This is a genomic window from Bacteroides sp. 90-K9/2, assembly GCF_047310725.1.
In the GTDB taxonomy this organism is placed as follows: Bacteria; Bacteroidota; Bacteroidia; order Bacteroidales; family Bacteroidaceae; genus Bacteroides; species Bacteroides vicugnae.
The window spans coordinates 41853-59653 of sequence record NZ_JBCGVL010000006.1 but is presented as its reverse complement, the minus strand read 5'-3'; the positions used below and the strand labels follow the sequence as shown (position 1 = coordinate 59653).

The 17801-nt window shown below is 42.1% G+C and carries 15 protein-coding genes and 5 tRNA genes; 18 read left to right on the top strand and 2 right to left on the bottom strand.

Annotation, left to right across the window (positions count from 1 at the left end):
- Positions 1 to 66 precede the first annotated feature (66 nt).
- Both AAHJ11_RS14800 and AAHJ11_RS14795 read right to left on the bottom strand, forming a co-directional pair.
- Complete coding sequence (locus AAHJ11_RS14800; RefSeq protein WP_008997822.1) at positions 67 to 579, bottom strand: gamma carbonic anhydrase family protein; 513 nt, start codon at positions 577 to 579, stop codon at positions 67 to 69.
- Between the two features lie 150 nt (positions 580 to 729).
- On the bottom strand, positions 730 to 2511 hold the full coding sequence (locus tag AAHJ11_RS14795; RefSeq protein ID WP_413579725.1) for an aminopeptidase P family protein: 1782 nt from the start codon (positions 2509 to 2511) through the stop codon (positions 730 to 732).
- 188 nt (positions 2512 to 2699) lie between these two features.
- On the opposite strand from AAHJ11_RS14795, the gene rpsU reads away from it, so the two are divergent.
- From rpsU to AAHJ11_RS14705, 18 genes are all read left to right on the top strand, one after another.
- A complete protein-coding gene (gene rpsU, locus AAHJ11_RS14790) occupies positions 2700 to 2891 on the top strand; it encodes a 30S ribosomal protein S21 (RefSeq protein ID WP_002558090.1) in 192 nt (63 codons plus the stop codon).
- A gap of 73 nt (positions 2892 to 2964) precedes the next feature.
- Complete coding sequence (gene xerC / locus AAHJ11_RS14785; RefSeq protein ID WP_413579723.1) at positions 2965 to 3846, top strand: tyrosine recombinase XerC; 882 nt, start codon at positions 2965 to 2967, stop codon at positions 3844 to 3846.
- A gap of 15 nt (positions 3847 to 3861) precedes the next feature.
- Positions 3862 to 4161 carry a ribosome hibernation-promoting factor, HPF/YfiA family gene (hpf, locus tag AAHJ11_RS14780; protein WP_004310895.1) on the top strand — a complete coding sequence of 100 codons (300 nt, stop codon included), beginning with the start codon at positions 3862 to 3864 and terminating at the stop codon, positions 4159 to 4161.
- 97 nt (positions 4162 to 4258) lie between these two features.
- A tRNA-Thr gene (locus tag AAHJ11_RS14775) sits at positions 4259 to 4332 on the top strand.
- Positions 4333 to 4417: 85 nt separating this feature from the next.
- A tRNA-Tyr gene (locus AAHJ11_RS14770) sits at positions 4418 to 4500 on the top strand.
- Between the two features lie 28 nt (positions 4501 to 4528).
- Positions 4529 to 4601 (top strand) — tRNA-Gly (locus AAHJ11_RS14765).
- Positions 4602 to 4611: 10 nt separating this feature from the next.
- Positions 4612 to 4683, top strand: a tRNA-Thr gene (locus AAHJ11_RS14760).
- Positions 4684 to 4734: 51 nt separating this feature from the next.
- Positions 4735 to 5919 carry an elongation factor Tu gene (gene tuf / locus AAHJ11_RS14755; RefSeq protein WP_008997824.1) on the top strand — a complete coding sequence of 395 codons (1185 nt, stop codon included), beginning with the start codon at positions 4735 to 4737 and terminating at the stop codon, positions 5917 to 5919.
- A gap of 53 nt (positions 5920 to 5972) precedes the next feature.
- A tRNA-Trp gene (locus AAHJ11_RS14750) sits at positions 5973 to 6045 on the top strand.
- Between the two features lie 14 nt (positions 6046 to 6059).
- Positions 6060 to 6251: a preprotein translocase subunit SecE gene (gene secE / locus AAHJ11_RS14745; RefSeq protein ID WP_004296363.1), complete on the top strand. Its 192-nt coding sequence runs from the start codon at positions 6060 to 6062 to the stop codon at positions 6249 to 6251.
- Positions 6252 to 6268: 17 nt separating this feature from the next.
- Positions 6269 to 6811: a transcription termination/antitermination protein NusG gene (gene nusG / locus AAHJ11_RS14740; protein ID WP_004296362.1), complete on the top strand. Its 543-nt coding sequence runs from the start codon at positions 6269 to 6271 to the stop codon at positions 6809 to 6811.
- Positions 6812 to 6872: 61 nt separating this feature from the next.
- Positions 6873 to 7316: a 50S ribosomal protein L11 gene (rplK, locus tag AAHJ11_RS14735; RefSeq protein ID WP_004307548.1), complete on the top strand. Its 444-nt coding sequence runs from the start codon at positions 6873 to 6875 to the stop codon at positions 7314 to 7316.
- Positions 7317 to 7331: 15 nt separating this feature from the next.
- On the top strand, positions 7332 to 8030 hold the full coding sequence (gene rplA, locus AAHJ11_RS14730; protein ID WP_004296360.1) for a 50S ribosomal protein L1: 699 nt from the start codon (positions 7332 to 7334) through the stop codon (positions 8028 to 8030).
- A 15-nt stretch (positions 8031 to 8045) separates the two neighbouring features.
- Positions 8046 to 8567 (top strand): 50S ribosomal protein L10, encoded by a 522-nt coding sequence (rplJ, locus tag AAHJ11_RS14725; RefSeq protein ID WP_099145748.1) that lies wholly within the window; start codon positions 8046 to 8048, stop codon positions 8565 to 8567.
- A gap of 92 nt (positions 8568 to 8659) precedes the next feature.
- A complete protein-coding gene (gene rplL / locus AAHJ11_RS14720; RefSeq protein WP_004296358.1) occupies positions 8660 to 9034 on the top strand; it encodes a 50S ribosomal protein L7/L12 in 375 nt (124 codons plus the stop codon).
- Positions 9035 to 9138: 104 nt separating this feature from the next.
- Positions 9139 to 12951, top strand: coding sequence for a DNA-directed RNA polymerase subunit beta (gene rpoB / locus AAHJ11_RS14715; protein WP_099145749.1), 3813 nt, complete (start codon positions 9139 to 9141; stop codon positions 12949 to 12951).
- Between the two features lie 104 nt (positions 12952 to 13055).
- Positions 13056 to 17339, top strand: a complete 4284-nt coding sequence (gene rpoC / locus AAHJ11_RS14710; protein ID WP_148365525.1) for a DNA-directed RNA polymerase subunit beta' — start codon at positions 13056 to 13058, stop codon at positions 17337 to 17339.
- Positions 17340 to 17485: 146 nt separating this feature from the next.
- Positions 17486 to 17794: a DUF3467 domain-containing protein gene (locus tag AAHJ11_RS14705; RefSeq protein ID WP_148365524.1), complete on the top strand. Its 309-nt coding sequence runs from the start codon at positions 17486 to 17488 to the stop codon at positions 17792 to 17794.
- The last annotated feature ends 7 nt before the right edge of the window (positions 17795 to 17801 follow it).

The following is a 17801-nucleotide window of genomic DNA, read 5'->3' as shown; positions in this document are numbered from 1 at the left end:
TGAGAGATACTTGTTTTGAAATGTATCTCTCATCTTATATCTGTTTAGTTATCTGATGTTTATCTTCTACTTATACCATTGAGAATACATCAGATAGTTGTGAGCGATTTTCTGATTAAGCTCTTTGGCTTGCTCAGGGTCTACGTTTTTGATAAACTTGGCAGGTACTCCTCCCCAGATGCTTCCGGGTTCAATAATGGTATTGCTTAATACCAATGAACCGGCGGCAACAATTGCACCTTCTCCTACTACGGCATGGTCCAGGATGGTTGATCCCATTCCAACTAGAGCATAGTCTTTGATGGTTGCCCCATGGATCGTGACATTGTGTCCTACAGATACATGGTCGCCTATTTCAATAGTCGATTTCTGGTATAATGTATGCAAGACACTTCCGTCTTGGATGTTAACGCCATTGCCGATTCGTATAGAGTTGACATCTCCTCTTAATACGGTACTAAACCAGATGCTACAATCATTTCCTATTTTTACATCTCCTATAATAGTTGCGTTATCTGCGAGAAAACAGTTTTCTCCGATTTCGGGGGTGAATCCGCGTACTGATTTTATTAAAGCCATGAGATTTGTTTGATTTAATAATGTTTTTTAGTTGATACTATGTTATGTTGTCCGACACCCGGGTGTCGGTCGTCCTGACACCCGGGTCTTGGTAAGCTTGACATCCGGGTGTTGGGTATGCTGACACCCGGGTGTCAGACATCTTATTTCTTAAATAGAAGTGGTAGCTTCCTGTAACCAGACTTTTTCTTCCTCGTTAAGATCTGGAGATAGCTTTTCGTAAACAGTCTGATGGTAATTATTCAGCCATTCGATTTCCTCCTTTGTCAACATCTCCTTGATGATCCCCTTTTTGCAGATAGGACATAAAGTGATAGTCTCAAATTTAAGATATTCTCCAAACATTCCTTCTCCATCTTTGCAGACTAACGTCAGATTCTCCGTACGTATCCCGTGACTGCCTGCCTTATAAACACCAGGTTCGTTGGATGTAACCATACCGGGTTGGAGAATTACAGGGTTCTCATTCATACGAATGCTTTGTGGACCTTCATGTACACTCAAGAAATGCCCGACGCCGTGCCCTGTGCCATGGAGAAAGTTCATTCTGTGGTTCCAGATAGGCATACGCGCCAGTACATCGAGTTGCGCACCACGGGTTCCGGCTGGGAATTTGGCCATAGCCAATGCTATGTGTCCCTTTAATATTAAGGTATAATCCGTCTTTTCCTCTTCCGTCAGTTCGCCTAATGCGATGGTACGAGTGATGTCAGTGGTTCCGTCCAAGTATTGTGCCCCTGAATCTAAGAGTAGGAACCCTTTAGGCTGAAGGGGGACATCGCTTTCCGGCGTTGCCGAATAATGCACGATTGCTCCATGCTCTTTATATCCTGCAATGGTGTCGAAGCTTTCTCCCATGTAGAGAGGCTGTGCTGCTCTGAACTCATGCAGCTTTTTATCTATACTTAATTCAGTTTCTTTTCCGGTGGATACAGATTCTTCCAGCCACTTGAGAAATCTGACAAGTGCCACTCCATCCCGTTGCATGGCAGCATGGATGCCGGCTATTTCCTGCTCATTACGAATGGCTTTCAATAATGTGACGGGAGACTCGCCGCGAATAATGGAACATTTCGGATGGATGGCCGAGTAAATCGCATAATTCGTTTTCCGTGGATCAATAAGAATATTTTCTCCGGAGAAAGAATTCAGGAATGTCTCTACCTCATCATATTTCTGTATTCCTATTTGTTGTTTTTTTAGATAAGTCTCGACCTCCGGCGTCACTTTTTCCGGAGAAACAAAGTAAGTCACCTCATCCTGTGTAATTAACAGGTAGCTCACTATGACTGGATTGCAATGTACGTCGTTTCCTCGTAGATTGAGAGTCCATGCTATTTCGTCCAGTGCAGATATGAATAAAGCATAGACGCCTTTCTTCTTCAACTCCGAACGGATGGCGGATATTTTTTCTTCGCAGCTTTTTCCTGCATATTTGATATCATAAATAAAAGCTGGAGAGTCAGGGATGGAGGGACGGTCTTTCCAGATGTTTTTTAATGGATCTCCAAATATATCTACCTGTAACTGATGTACCGCTAGTTCTTCTTTCATTTGTTCTACCTGTTGCACGGAGAACATTTTCCCGTCAATGCTTACAGATTCTCCGGGTTTTAAGTGCTGGCAGAGAAACTCTGTTATGCTTGGAGTTTCCGGCAACATCTCTTTGTAGAGTGTGATGCCGCTGCCTTCCAGCTCTTTCTCTGCCTGAAGGAAGTAACGTGAGTCGGTCCATAATCCCGCTTTGTCCATCAGGATGACCGCTGTTCCTGCGGAACCTGTGAAACCGGAAATCCATTCGCGTGACATCCAGTGGGGAGCCACATACTCACTAAGATGAGGGTCGGTGCTGGGGATAATGAATGCTTTGATGTAATTGGGATGGAAGGTCATGCGCAAAGCATGCACTCGTTCTTTTATGTTCTGTTTCATACCTTATTATATTATTATAGACATGTAAGTGTTTCAAAGGTACTAACTTTCTGCATTTAATGACTTGTTTATGAATAGTTTTTGAGAAATATTTGCCGAAAGTTTTGTGAATAAAGAAAGTATGTGTAATTTTGCGGCGCAATTTGACTGCGGAATTTTTTTAATCATAACATATTAATAGTAACAAAATGATTGTAGTACCTGTAAAAGAAGGCGAAAACATTGAAAAAGCGCTGAAGAAGTTCAAAAGAAAATTTGAGAAAACTGGCATCGTAAAAGAATTGAGAAGCAGACAGCAGTTTGATAAACCGTCTGTAACTAAAAGACTTAAGAAAGAACGCGCAGTTTACGTACAACAACTTCAGCAAGTAGAAGATTAATAATTCGTAATTTCCTTTGAATTATTGAATTCTTTTCATACATTCGTTGCACGATTTTAGATGTAGCGATATTATGTTGATAGAATCTTTTCTTGATTATCTCCAGTATGAGCGGAACTATTCTGAAAAAACCGTTCTTGCGTATGGTGAAGATATAAAGCAACTGCAGGAGTTTGCTCAGGAAGAGTATGGAAAGTTTAATCCGTTAGAGGTCGAGGCGGAACTGATTCGTGAATGGATTGTTTCATTGATGGATAAAGGGTATACCTCAACTTCTGTAAATCGTAAGCTAAGTTCGCTCCGAACGTTTTACAAGTATCTCATAAGGCAGGGAGAAACGATTATAGATCCTTTGCGTAAAATAAAAGGACCTAAAAACAAAAAGCCGTTGCCTGTGTTCTTAAAAGAGAACGAAATGAATCGGTTGTTGGATGATACGGATTTTGGCGAAGGATTTAAAGGTTGTCGGGACCGGTTGGTGATTGAAGTGTTTTATGCTACTGGCATGAGACTTTCGGAATTAATAGGTTTGGATGATAAGGATGTGGATTTTTCGGCTTCTCTTCTGAAAGTGACCGGGAAAAGAAATAAGCAACGACTGATACCGTTCGGTGATGAACTGCGGGAGTTGATGCTTGAATATATTAATGTAAGAAACGAAACGATTCCGGAAAGGTCGGAGGCTTTCTTTATTAGAGAGAATGGCGAACGGCTTTATAAGAATCTGGTCTATAATTTAGTGAAACGGAACCTGTCAAAGGTGGCAACGCTGAAGAAAAGGAGTCCTCACGTGTTGAGGCATACTTTCGCTACCACAATGCTGAATAATGAAGCGGAGTTGGGCGCGGTAAAAGAACTTTTAGGTCACGAGAGCATTACGACTACCGAGATATATACGCATGCCACATTTGAAGAACTTAAAAAAGTGTATAAACAAGCTCATCCAAGAGCTTAAAAAAAGGAGGTAAGTATGGATGTTAGAATTCAATCAATTCACTTTGATGCGTCAGAGCAATTGCAGGCATTTATTCAGAAGAAAGTGTCTAAGTTGGAAAAATATTACGAAGATATAAAGAAAGTAGAGGTGTCATTAAAGGTAGTAAAACCAGAAGTTGCTGAAAATAAAGAAGCAGGCATTAAAATATTAATCCCTAATGGAGAGTTTTATGCAAGCAAAGTGTGTGATACATTTGAAGAGGCAATTGATTTAGATGTGGAAGCGCTCGGAAAACAGCTGGTTAAATACAAGGAAAAGCAACGTAGCAAATAAAAAAATCCCAAATATTTTGCGGGAAAGAAATAAATAACTAAATTTGCAGCCGTTTCGCTCGCGTTAGAACGTGACGGTTGCATTTTTTAGTAAGTTTGCCTCTTTAGCTCAGTTGGCCAGAGCACGTGATTTGTAATCTCGGGGTCGTTGGTTCGAATCCGACAAGAGGCTCAAAAAGAAACTGAAGAACAAAGAAAGAACATCTGTCTTTATCATATTGTTTGAAAAGAGTTCTTTTATTTCTTGATTTTGAAAAGGGCAAATACCAGAGTGGCCAAATGGGGCAGACTGTAAATCTGCTGGCTTACGCCTTCGGTGGTTCGAATCCATCTTTGCCCACAATCAGAGTGACAACTTTGGCAAGAATGCGGAAGTAGCTCAGTTGATAGAGCATTAGCCTTCCAAGCTGAGGGTCGCGGGTTTGAGCCCCGTCTTCCGCTCTCTTTTCTTGCTGTTATAGCTCAGTGGTAGAGCACTTCCTTGGTAAGGAAGAGGTCCCGGGTTCAAATCCCGGTAACAGCTCATAAAGGATGTAAATGCTGATTATTAATCAAATAAATAACAAGTAAAGCTATGGCTAAAGAGAAATTTGAACGTACCAAACCGCATGTGAACATTGGTACAATCGGTCACGTAGACCACGGTAAGACAACGTTGACAGCTGCTATCACTACAGTGTTGGCAAAAAAAGGTCTTTCAGAATTGCGTTCTTTCGATTCTATCGACAACGCTCCTGAAGAAAAAGAAAGAGGTATTACTATCAATACTTCTCACGTTGAATATCAAACAGCTAACCGTCACTATGCACACGTAGACTGCCCGGGTCACGCCGACTACGTAAAGAACATGGTAACTGGTGCTGCTCAGATGGACGGTGCTATCATCGTTTGTGCTGCAACTGATGGTCCGATGCCTCAAACTCGCGAACACATTCTGTTGGCTCGTCAGGTAAACGTACCTCGTCTGGTTGTATTCTTGAACAAATGCGATATGGTAGACGACGAAGAAATGTTGGAACTCGTTGAAATGGAAATGAGAGAACTTCTTTCATTCTATGATTTCGACGGTGACAATACTCCTATCATCCGTGGTTCTGCTCTTGGCGCATTGAACGGTGTTGAAAAATGGGAAGACAAAGTTATGGAGCTGATGGATGCTGTTGATACTTGGATTCCACTGCCTCCGCGCGATGTTGATAAACCATTCTTGATGCCGGTTGAAGACGTATTCTCTATCACAGGTCGTGGTACTGTAGCAACAGGACGTATCGAAACAGGTATTATTCACGTTGGTGATGAAATTGAAATCCTTGGTTTAGGTGAAGATAAGAAATCAGTTGTAACTGGTGTTGAAATGTTCCGTAAACTGTTGGATCAAGGTGAAGCTGGTGATAACGTGGGTCTTTTGCTTCGTGGTGTTGACAAGAACGAAATCAAACGTGGTATGGTTCTTTGTAAACCGGGTCAGATTAAACCGCACTCTAAATTCAAAGCTGAGGTTTATATCCTGAAGAAAGAAGAAGGTGGTCGTCACACTCCGTTCCACAACAAATATCGTCCTCAGTTCTACTTGCGTACTATGGACTGTACAGGTGAAATCACTTTGCCGGAAGGAACAGAAATGGTAATGCCGGGTGATAACGTAACTATTACAGTTGAGTTGATCTACCCAGTAGCATTGAACCCGGGTCTTCGTTTCGCTATCCGCGAAGGTGGACGTACGGTAGGTGCTGGTCAGATTACTGAAATTATCGACTAATACACAATAATTAATCAGTTCCCGGTTTTTCATCGGGAACTGATTATGTACACACGGGAGTAGCTCAGTTGGTAGAGCACCGGTCTCCAAAACCGGGTGTCGGGAGTTCGAGCCTCTCCTCCCGTGCTAATATTATTGAAATGAAAAAGGTAATAGCTTATATTAAAGAATCTTACGACGAACTTGTACATAAAGTATCGTGGCCTACGTATTCTGAACTTGCTAACAGTGCAGTAGTTGTTTTATATGCTTCCCTGCTTATTGCATTGGTAGTATGGGGTATGGATGTCTGTTTCCAGAACTTCATGGAAAAAATCGTTTATCCACATTAAAAAAATAGGAATTGAAAATGGCTGAGATTGAAAAGAAATGGTACGTTCTGCGTGCTATTAGTGGAAAAGAAGCTAAGGTAAAGGAATATCTTGAAGCTGATCTTAAGAACAGCGACCTTGGTGAATATGTATCTCAGGTATTGATTCCTACTGAAAAAGTTTACCAGGTTCGCAATGGCAAAAAAATTGTGAAGGAAAGAAGTTATCTTCCTGGTTACGTTTTGGTGGAGGCTGCTTTGGTTGGTGAGGTCGCTCATCACTTGCGCAACACTCCGAATGTGATAGGCTTTTTAGGTGGCTCCGAGAAACCGGTGCCTCTCAGACAATCAGAAGTGAATCGTATACTTGGTACAGTGGACGAACTGCAGGAAACGGGTGAAGAACTCAATATTCCGTACGTAGTGGGTGAAACTGTAAAAGTTACTTTTGGACCTTTTAGCGGATTCAGTGGCATCATTGAAGAAGTGAATAGTGAAAAAAAGAAACTAAAGGTCATGGTAAAGATATTCGGGCGCAAAACACCGCTTGAATTGGGCTTTATGCAAGTGGAAAAGGAATAACACGGAATTGTTACGCTGTTGTTGTTCTTCGTTTAATGTTTATATATAAATCAATAAAAAAATGGCTAAAGAAGTTGCTGGACTAATCAAGTTACAGATTAAAGGAGGCGCTGCAAATCCATCACCTCCCGTTGGACCTGCTTTGGGTTCTAAGGGTATCAATATCATGGAATTTTGCAAGCAATTCAATGCCAGAACCCAAGACAAAGCAGGTAAAATTTTACCTGTTATCATTACTTACTACGCAGATAAGTCTTTCGATTTTGTAATCAAGACTCCTCCCGTTGCTATTCAATTACTTGAAGTAGCTAAGGTAAAGAGTGGTTCTGCTGAGCCTAACCGTAAGAAAGTTGCCGAGCTTACTTGGGAACAGATTCGTACGATTGCTCAGGACAAAATGGTTGACTTGAACTGTTTTACTGTGGAAGCTGCCATGAGAATGGTTGCAGGTACAGCTAGAAGTATGGGTATCGCTGTAAAAGGGGAGTTCCCGGTTAATAACTAATAAACTTCAATTGTAATGGGTAAACTGACAAAAAATCAAAAGTTAGCTGCAGAAAAGATTGAAGCAGGGAAAGCATACTCACTGAAAGAAGCTGCATCTTTGGTAAAAGAAATCACTTTTTCCAAATTCGATGCTTCACTGGATATTGATGTACGTTTAGGGGTTGACCCGCGTAAAGCTAACCAGATGGTGAGAGGTGTTGTTTCACTTCCTCATGGTACTGGTAAAGAAGTGCGTGTGTTGGTACTTTGTACACCGGATGCTGAAGCTGCTGCAAAAGAAGCAGGTGCTGACTATGTTGGTCTTGACGAATATATTGAAAAGATCAAAGGTGGATGGACTGATATTGATGTAATCATCACTATGCCATCTATCATGGGTAAAATTGGTGCACTCGGTCGTGTACTCGGTCCTCGTGGATTGATGCCGAACCCTAAGAGTGGTACTGTAACTATGGATGTTGCTAAGGCTGTAAAAGAAGTAAAACAAGGTAAAATTGACTTTAAGGTTGATAAGAGCGGTATTGTTCACACTTCTATCGGTAAGGTATCATTCAGTCCTGATCAGATTCGCGACAATGCGAAAGAGTTCATCTCTACTCTGAACAAACTGAAACCGACCGCAGCAAAGGGTACATATATTAAGAGTATTTATCTTTCTAGTACAATGAGTGCGGGTATTAAGATCGACCCGAAATCAGTGGATGAAATCTAATAAAACAGAGAAATAATGAGAAAGGAAGATAAAAGTACGATTATAGAGCAAATTGCTGCTACAGTAAAGGAATATGGTCACTTCTACTTGGTGGACGTTACAGCTATGGATGCTGCCGCTACCAGCGCATTGAGAAGAGATTGCTTTAAATCAGACATCAAATTGATGGTGGTTAAAAACACTCTGCTTCACAAGGCACTCGAAAGTTTGGAAGAAGACTTTTCACCTCTTTACGGTTCTTTGAAAGGTACTACTGCTGTTATGTTTAGCAATACTGCAAACGTTCCTGCTAAGCTGATCAAAGACAAAGCAAAAGACGGTATTCCCGGACTGAAAGCTGCATATGCAGAGGAAAGCTTCTACATTGGTGCTGACCAATTGGATGCTCTCGTTTCAATCAAGAGTAAGAATGAAGTTATCGCCGATATCGTTGCCTTGCTGCAATCTCCGGCCAAGAATGTTATTTCTGCTCTTCAATCAGGTGGTAACACCCTACACGGAGTTCTCAAGACTCTTGGTGAACGTACCGAAGCGTAAAAATGGAAAAAGGTGTTATAGCCTTGGGAATAACATCCCGAATAATTTTCAAAAATCAACAAAGTATTTAAACAATTAAAATCATACAAAAAATGGCAGATTTGAAAGCTTTTGCAGAACAATTAGTTAACTTGACAGTAAAAGAAGTTAATGAACTTGCAACTATCCTTAAAGAAGAATATGGTATTGAACCTGCTGCTGCAGCTGTAGCTGTTGCTGCTGGTCCTGCAGCTGGTGCTGCTGCCGCAGAAGAAAAAACTTCTTTCGACGTAGTATTGAAGAGCGCTGGTGCAGCTAAACTTCAGGTAGTTAAGGCCGTTAAGGAAGCTTGTGGTCTAGGTTTGAAAGAAGCTAAAGACTTGGTAGACGGTGCTCCTAGCACAGTTAAAGAAGGTTTGGCTAAAGACGAAGCAGAATCATTGAAGAAAACATTGGAAGAAGCTGGAGCTGAAGTTGAACTTAAATAACATTGGCCTGGTAATCAGGTAATTCGGTTAAGAATCCTTCACAAGAGGGTTCTTAACCTTTTTGTGTATATATTTCAAATTAAGTTCTCCAAATTCATTAATAGATGTCTTCAAATACTGTAAATCAAAGAGTTAATTTTGCTTCGACTAAGAATCCGCTCGAATACCCGGATTTCCTGGAAGTACAATTGAAGTCATTCCAAGACTTTCTACAATTAGATACCCCACCTGAAAAGCGCAAGAATGAGGGATTGTATAAAGTATTTGCTGAAAACTTCCCTATTGCCGATACAAGAAACAATTTTGTTCTTGAGTTTCTGGACTATTATATTGATCCGCCGCGTTATACCATCGATGATTGTATAGAGCGTGGGCTTACTTATAGTGTTCCCTTAAAAGCGAAACTTAAGCTTTACTGTACGGACCCCGATCATGAGGATTTTGATACAGTGATTCAGGACGTATTCCTCGGCCCGATTCCTTATATGACTGATAAGGCTACTTTCGTCATTAACGGTGCCGAACGCGTAGTTGTGTCACAGCTTCACCGTTCTCCGGGTGTGTTCTTCGGTCAGAGTGTACATGCCAATGGTACGAAACTTTATTCGGCTCGTATTATTCCGTTTAAAGGTTCGTGGATTGAGTTTGCTACTGACATCAATAATGTGATGTACGCATACATCGACCGTAAGAAGAAATTGCCGGTAACGACTTTGTTGCGTGCAATTGGCTTCGAGAATGACAAAGATATTCTTGAGATTTTCAACCTTGCAGAAGATGTAAAGGTGAACAAGACAAATCTGAAGAAAGTGCTAGGTCGTAAATTGGCTGCACGTGTCTTGAAAACATGGATTGAAGATTTCGTTGATGAAGATACCGGTGAAGTGGTTTCTATTGAGCGTAACGAAGTTATTATCGACCGTGAAACCGTACTGGAAGAGGTGCATATTGATGAAATTTTGGAGTCGGGAGTTCAGAACATCCTTTTACATAAAGATGAACCGAACCAGTCCGATTTCTCTATCATATATAATACGCTGCAGAAGGACCCGAGTAACTCGGAAAAAGAAGCTGTGTTGTATATCTACCGTCAGTTGCGTAATGCCGATCCGGCTGATGACGCAAGTGCAAGGGAGGTTATCAACAACTTGTTCTTCTCTGAAAAACGATATGACCTTGGTGATGTAGGTCGTTACAGAATCAACAAAAAGTTGAATCTGACGACTGATATGGACGTGCGTGTCCTCACGAAGGAAGATATCATTGAAATCATCAAATATCTGATTGAGTTGATCAACTCAAAAGCCGATGTGGATGATATTGACCACTTGAGTAACCGTCGTGTACGTACGGTAGGTGAGCAGCTTTCTAATCAGTTTGCTGTTGGTCTGGCTCGTATGTCTCGTACGATTCGCGAACGTATGAACGTTCGTGACAATGAAGTGTTCACTCCGATTGATTTGATTAATGCGAAGACAATCTCTTCTGTAATCAACTCATTCTTCGGAACGAACGCATTGTCTCAGTTCATGGACCAGACAAACCCCTTGGCTGAAATTACGCACAAGCGTCGTATGTCTGCCCTTGGTCCTGGTGGTCTTTCCCGTGAACGTGCCGGATTTGAGGTTCGTGACGTTCACTACACACACTATGGTCGTCTTTGTCCGATTGAAACTCCTGAAGGTCCGAACATCGGTTTGATTTCTTCATTGTGTGTATTTGCTAAGATTAATGATCTGGGATTCATTGAAACTCCGTATCGTAAGGTCGAAAACGGGAAAGTGGATCTTTCTGATAACGGTCTGATTTATCTGACTGCTGAAGAAGAGGAAGAAAAGGTTATTGCACAGGGAAATGCTCCGTTGAATGATGACGGTACATTTGTGCGTAACAAAGTTAAATCTCGTCAGGATGCTGATTTCCCGGTTGTTGAACCGACAGAGGTTGATTTGATGGACGTTTCTCCTCAGCAGATTGCATCAATCGCTGCCTCATTGATTCCGTTCCTGGAACATGATGATGCTAACCGTGCATTGATGGGATCAAACATGATGCGCCAGGCGGTTCCATTGTTGAGAAGTGAAGCACCGATCGTAGGTACAGGTATCGAACGTCAGTTGGTAAGAGACTCTCGTACGCAGATTACTGCAGAAGGAGATGGTGTTGTTGACTACGTTGATGCTACTACTATCCGTATTTTGTATGACCGTACAGAAGACGAAGAGTTCGTAAGTTTCGAACCTGCTTTGAAAGAATATAGAATACCTAAGTTCCGTAAGACTAACCAGAACATGACGATTGACCTGCGTCCGATTTGTGACAGAGGCCAGCGTGTGAAGAAAGGTGACATCTTGACCGAAGGTTATTCTACAGAAAAGGGTGAATTGGCATTGGGTAAGAACTTGTTGGTTGCTTACATGCCTTGGAAAGGTTACAACTATGAGGATGCTATCGTATTGAACGAACGTGTGGTGCGCGAAGACTTGTTGACTTCGGTTCACGTAGAAGAATATTCTCTGGAAGTTCGTGAAACAAAACGTGGTATGGAAGAGTTGACTTCTGATATCCCGAATGTAAGTGAAGAAGCTACAAAAGACCTCGACGAAAATGGTATCGTTAGAATCGGTGCTCGTATCGAGCCGGGTGATATAATGATTGGTAAGATTACACCGAAGGGTGAATCTGATCCTTCTCCGGAAGAAAAATTGCTTCGTGCCATCTTTGGTGATAAGGCAGGTGACGTGAAAGATGCTTCCTTGAAAGCTTCTCCTTCTTTGAAAGGTGTTGTGATCGATAAGAAACTTTTCTCACGTGTGATTAAGAATCGTAGCTCTAAACTGGCCGATAAAGCATTGTTGCCTAAGATTGATGATGAATTTGAAGCTAAGGTAGCTGACCTGAAACGTATCCTGGTTAAGAAACTGATGACTTTGACTGAAGGCAAGGTTTCTCAAGGTGTGAAGGATTATCTGGGTGCGGAAGTAATTGCGAAAGGTTCTAAGTTCAGTGTTTCTGATTTTGATTCACTCGACTTTACTTCTATTCAATTGAGCAACTGGACTAGTGATGATCATATTAACGGTATGATTCGTGATCTGGTAATGAATTTCATTAAGAAATACAAAGAGCTGGATGCAGAATTGAAACGTAAGAAGTTTGCTATTACAATTGGTGATGAACTTCCAGCTGGTATTATCCAGATGGCAAAAGTATATATTGCTAAGAAGCGTAAGATTGGTGTGGGTGATAAGATGGCAGGTCGCCACGGTAACAAGGGTATTGTATCCCGTGTTGTTCGTCAGGAAGATATGCCGTTCTTGTCCGATGGTACTCCGGTTGACATCGTATTGAATCCGTTGGGTGTGCCTTCTCGTATGAACATTGGTCAGATTTTCGAAGCTGTATTAGGGCGTGCCGGAAAAACATTGGGTGTGAAATTTGCAACTCCTATTTTTGACGGTGCTACAATGGAAGATTTGGATCAGTGGACAGACAAGGCAGGATTGCCTCGTTACTGTAAAACTTATCTTTGTGATGGTGGTACAGGTGAGCAATTTGACCAGGCAGCTACTGTGGGTGTGACTTACATGTTGAAGTTGGGCCACATGGTTGAAGACAAGATGCATGCTCGTTCTATCGGTCCGTACTCATTGATTACTCAGCAACCTCTTGGTGGTAAAGCACAGTTCGGTGGTCAGCGTTTCGGAGAAATGGAGGTTTGGGCACTCGAAGGTTTTGGTGCTGCTCATATCCTGCAGGAAATCCTTACTATCAAGTCTGATGACGTGGTAGGACGTTCGAAAGCTTATGAAGCAATTGTGAAAGGTGAACCGATGCCGCAACCTGGTATTCCGGAATCCTTGAACGTATTGTTGCACGAGTTGAGAGGATTAGGTTTGAGTATCAACCTAGAATAAAATAATAAAGAATATGTGGTGTCAACAAGCCGATGACGGTCTGTTGACATCCGTGTCTTTTCAATTTCCAATGATTCAATTATCAAATCTCAATTATATAGAGTATGGCTTTTAGAAAAGAAAATAAGACGAAAAGTAATTTCTCGAAGATCTCAATTGGTCTGGCTTCTCCGGAAGAAATCCTTGAGAATTCGAGTGGTGAAGTTTTGAAGCCTGAAACCATTAATTACCGTACGTACAAACCCGAACGTGATGGTTTGTTCTGCGAGCGCATTTTTGGTCCTATCAAGGATTATGAATGTCATTGCGGTAAATACAAGCGTATCCGTTATAAAGGTATCGTCTGCGACCGTTGTGGTGTGGAAGTTACTGAAAAGAAAGTACGCCGTGAACGTATGGGACATATCCAGTTGGTTGTGCCGGTGGCTCACATCTGGTATTTCCGTTCGCTCCCTAATAAAATCGGTTATTTGCTCGGACTGCCGACGAAGAAACTGGATTCGATTATATACTACGAACGTTACGTTGTTATTCAGCCGGGTGTAAAAGCTGAAGACGGTGTAGCTGAATATGATTTGCTCTCTGAAGAAGAATATCTGGATATTTTGGATACACTTCCAAAAGACAATCAATATCTTGAAGATAATGATCCGAACAAATTTGTTGCAAAGATGGGTGCTGAAGCTATCTATGATTTGCTGGCTCGTCTGGATCTGGATGCTTTGTCTTACGAATTGCGTCACCGTGCAGGTAACGATGCTTCACAGCAACGTAAGAATGAAGCTTTGAAACGTCTTCAGGTAGTAGAGTCGTTCCGTGCATCACGTGGACGCAACAAACCGGAATGGATGATTGTACGTATCGTACCGGTTATCCCGCCCGAACTTCGTCCGTTGGTTCCGTTGGATGGTGGCCGTTTTGCTACATCTGACTTGAACGACCTTTATCGTCGTGTAATTATCCGTAATAACCGTCTGAAACGACTGATTGAAATCAAGGCTCCGGAAGTAATCTTGCGTAATGAAAAACGTATGCTTCAGGAATCTGTCGATTCTTTGTTTGATAACTCACGTAAGTCAAGTGCTGTGAAGACAGACGCCAACCGCCCGTTGAAGTCATTGTCTGATAGCTTGAAAGGTAAGCAAGGACGTTTCCGTCAGAACTTGCTGGGTAAACGTGTTGACTACTCTGCTCGTTCGGTAATCGTCGTGGGGCCGGAATTGAAGATGGGTGAATGCGGTATTCCTAAATTGATGGCTGCCGAATTGTACAAGCCGTTTATTATTCGTAAGCTTATCGAACGTGGTATCGTTAAGACTGTAAAGTCTGCCAAGAAGATCGTTGACCGCAAGGAACCGGTGATCTGGGATATTCTGGAACATGTAATGAAAGGACATCCGGTACTGTTGAACCGTGCTCCGACATTGCACCGTTTGGGTATTCAGGCTTTCCAGCCTAAGATGATCGAAGGTAAAGCTATCCAGTTGCACCCGTTGGCATGTACGGCATTCAACGCCGACTTTGACGGTGACCAGATGGCTGTTCACTTGCCTTTGAGTAATGAAGCAATTCTGGAAGCACAAATGTTGATGCTTCAATCACATAATATCTTGAACCCGGCAAACGGTGCGCCTATAACTGTGCCTGCACAGGATATGGTTCTTGGTTTGTACTATATTACTAAGTTGCGTGCTGGTGCGAAAGGTGAAGGTTTGACGTTCTACGGACCAGAAGAGGCGTTGATCGCTTACAATGAAGGTAAGGTCGATATTCATGCTCCGGTGAAAGTTATCGTGAAAGACGTTGATGAAAATGGTAACATTGTAGACGTAATGCGCGAAACTTCGGTAGGACGTGTGATTGTTAATGAAATCGTTCCGCCTGAAGCTGGTTATATCAATACAATTATCTCTAAGAAATCTCTTCGTGATATTATTAGTGATGTAATTAAGGTATGTGGTGTGGCTAAGGCTGCCGACTTCCTGGATGGAATCAAGAACTTAGGTTATCAGATGGCGTTCAAGGGTGGTTTGTCATTCAACTTGGGTGATATTATCATTCCGAAAGAGAAAGAAACGTTGGTACAGAAAGGTTACGACGAAGTAGAACAAGTCGTAAACAACTATAACATGGGTTTCATTACCAACAACGAACGTTACAACCAGGTGATCGATATCTGGACACATGTAAACTCGGAGTTGTCTAATATCCTGATGAAGACAATTTCTTCGGATGATCAGGGATTCAACTCTGTATATATGATGCTTGACTCTGGTGCTCGTGGTTCTAAAGAACAGATTCGTCAGTTATCAGGTATGCGTGGTTTGATGGCAAAACCGCAGAAAGCAGGTGCTGAAGGTGGTCAGATCATTGAGAACCCGATTTTGTCAAACTTTAAAGAGGGACTTTCCGTGTTGGAGTACTTTATCTCTACCCACGGTGCTCGTAAAGGTTTGGCGGATACCGCTTTGAAGACTGCCGATGCCGGTTATCTGACTCGTCGTCTGGTGGACGTATCACACGATGTGATTATTACAGAAGAAGACTGCGGTACACTTCGTGGATTGGTTTGTACAGACCTTAAGAATAACGATGAAGTTATTGCTACTCTGTATGAACGTATCTTAGGACGTGTTTCCGTACATGATATAATCCATCCTACAACAGGGGAATTGCTTGTTGCCGGTGGTGAAGAAATCACTGAAGAAGTTGGTAAGAAGATTCAGGATTCTCCGATTGAGAGTGTTGAAATCCGCTCGGTATTAACTTGTGAAGCGAAGAAAGGTGTTTGTGCTAAATGTTACGGACGTAATCTGGCAACGAGCCGTATGGTTCAGAGAGGAGAAGCTGTCGGTGTAATTGCAGCTCAGTCTATTGGTGAGCCGGGTACACAGTTGACATTGCGTACATTCCACGCCGGTGGTACTGCTGCGAATATTGCTGCTAATGCAAGTATCGTTGCTAAAAACAATGCACGTCTTGAATTTGAAGAGTTGCGTACGGTAGATATCGTTGATGAGATGGGTGAATCTGCTAAAGTGGTAGTGGGTCGTTTGGCCGAAGTACGCTTTGTGGATGTGAACACTGGTATCGTTCTTTCTACTCATAACGTTCCTTATGGTTCAACACTGTATGTAGGTGACGGTGATTTGGTAGAAAAAGGCAAGCTGATTGCTAAGTGGGACCCGTTCAACGCTGTAATTATCACAGAAGCAACTGGTAAGATCGAATTTGAGGGCGTAATTGAAAACGTTACTTATAAGGTTGAATCGGATGAAGCAACAGGTCTTCGTGAAATTATTATTATTGAATCCAAGGATAAAACCAAAGTTCCTACAGCTCATATCTTGACAGAGGACGGTGATTTGATCCGTACTTATAACTTACCGGTAGGTGGTCACGTAATCATCGAGAACGGTCAGAAGGTAAAAGCTGGTGAAGTAATCGTGAAGATTCCGCGTGCCGTAGGTAAAGCGGGTGATATCACGGGTGGTCTTCCTCGTGTTACTGAATTGTTTGAAGCTCGTAACCCGTCAAATCCGGCTGTCGTTTCTGAAATCGACGGTGAGGTAACAATGGGTAAGATCAAGCGTGGTAACCGTGAGATCATTGTAACTTCTAAGACTGGTGAGGTTAAGAAATATCTGGTTGCATTGTCTAAGCAGATTCTGGTACAGGAAAATGACTATGTACGTGCAGGTACTCCGTTGTCTGACGGTGCTACTACTCCAGCAGATATCTTGGCAATTAAAGGTCCTACAGCTGTACAAGAATATATCGTGAATGAAGTTCAGGATGTATACCGTTTGCAGGGTGTGAAGATCAATGATAAGCACTTCGAGATTATTGTTCGTCAGATGATGCGCAAGGTGCAGATTGATGAACCGGGAGATACTCGTTTCCTCGAACAGCAAGTTGTAGATAAACTGGAATTCATGGAAGAAAATGATCGTATCTGGGGTAAGAAAGTCGTAGTGGATGCTGGTGATTCTCAAAATATGCAAGCAGGTCAGATTGTAACTGCCCGCAAGTTGCGTGATGAGAACAGTATGTTGAAACGTCGTGACTTGAAACCGGTTGAGGTTCGTGACGCTGTTGCTGCTACCTCTACTCAGATCCTTCAGGGTATTACACGTGCTGCTTTACAGACTTCAAGCTTCATGTCAGCGGCTTCCTTCCAGGAAACAACGAAAGTCTTGAATGAGGCTGCTATCAACGGTAAGGTCGATAAGTTGGAAGGTATGAAGGAAAATGTGATTTGTGGTCACTTGATTCCTGCAGGTACCGGTCAGCGCGAATTCGAAAAACTCATCGTTGGATCAAAGGAAGAGTATGACCGTATCTTGGCTAACAAGAAAACAGTACTTGACTACAATGAAGTAGAATAAATACAATTCAATTGACTATATGAGAAGGAGCGATTGCCAGATTGGGCAATTGCTCCTTTTTTTATTTCTTTTTTACTTGTGTGTATTGCTATTAGTCTCAGGAAAAATGTGTTATTTTGCAGGATAACTTTTTAATCATATAAAATATGGAAGAACAAAATAACAACGGACAATTACAGATTGAATTGAGAGAAGAGGTAGCGCAGGGCACTTATGCAAATCTAGCTATTATTACTCATTCTAGTTCTGAATTCATTCTTGACTTCGTGCGCGTAATGCCGGGTATACCGAAGGCTGGGGTGCAATCTCGCATTATTGTGGCTCCAGAACACGCAAAACGTCTGCTGCGGGCACTGGAAGACAATATAGCAAAGTATGAACGGGTATTCGGGCCGATTCGTACTTCAGATGAACCTTCTCTTCCTCCCTTGACAGGTGTAAAAGGCGAAGCGTGAGGATGAT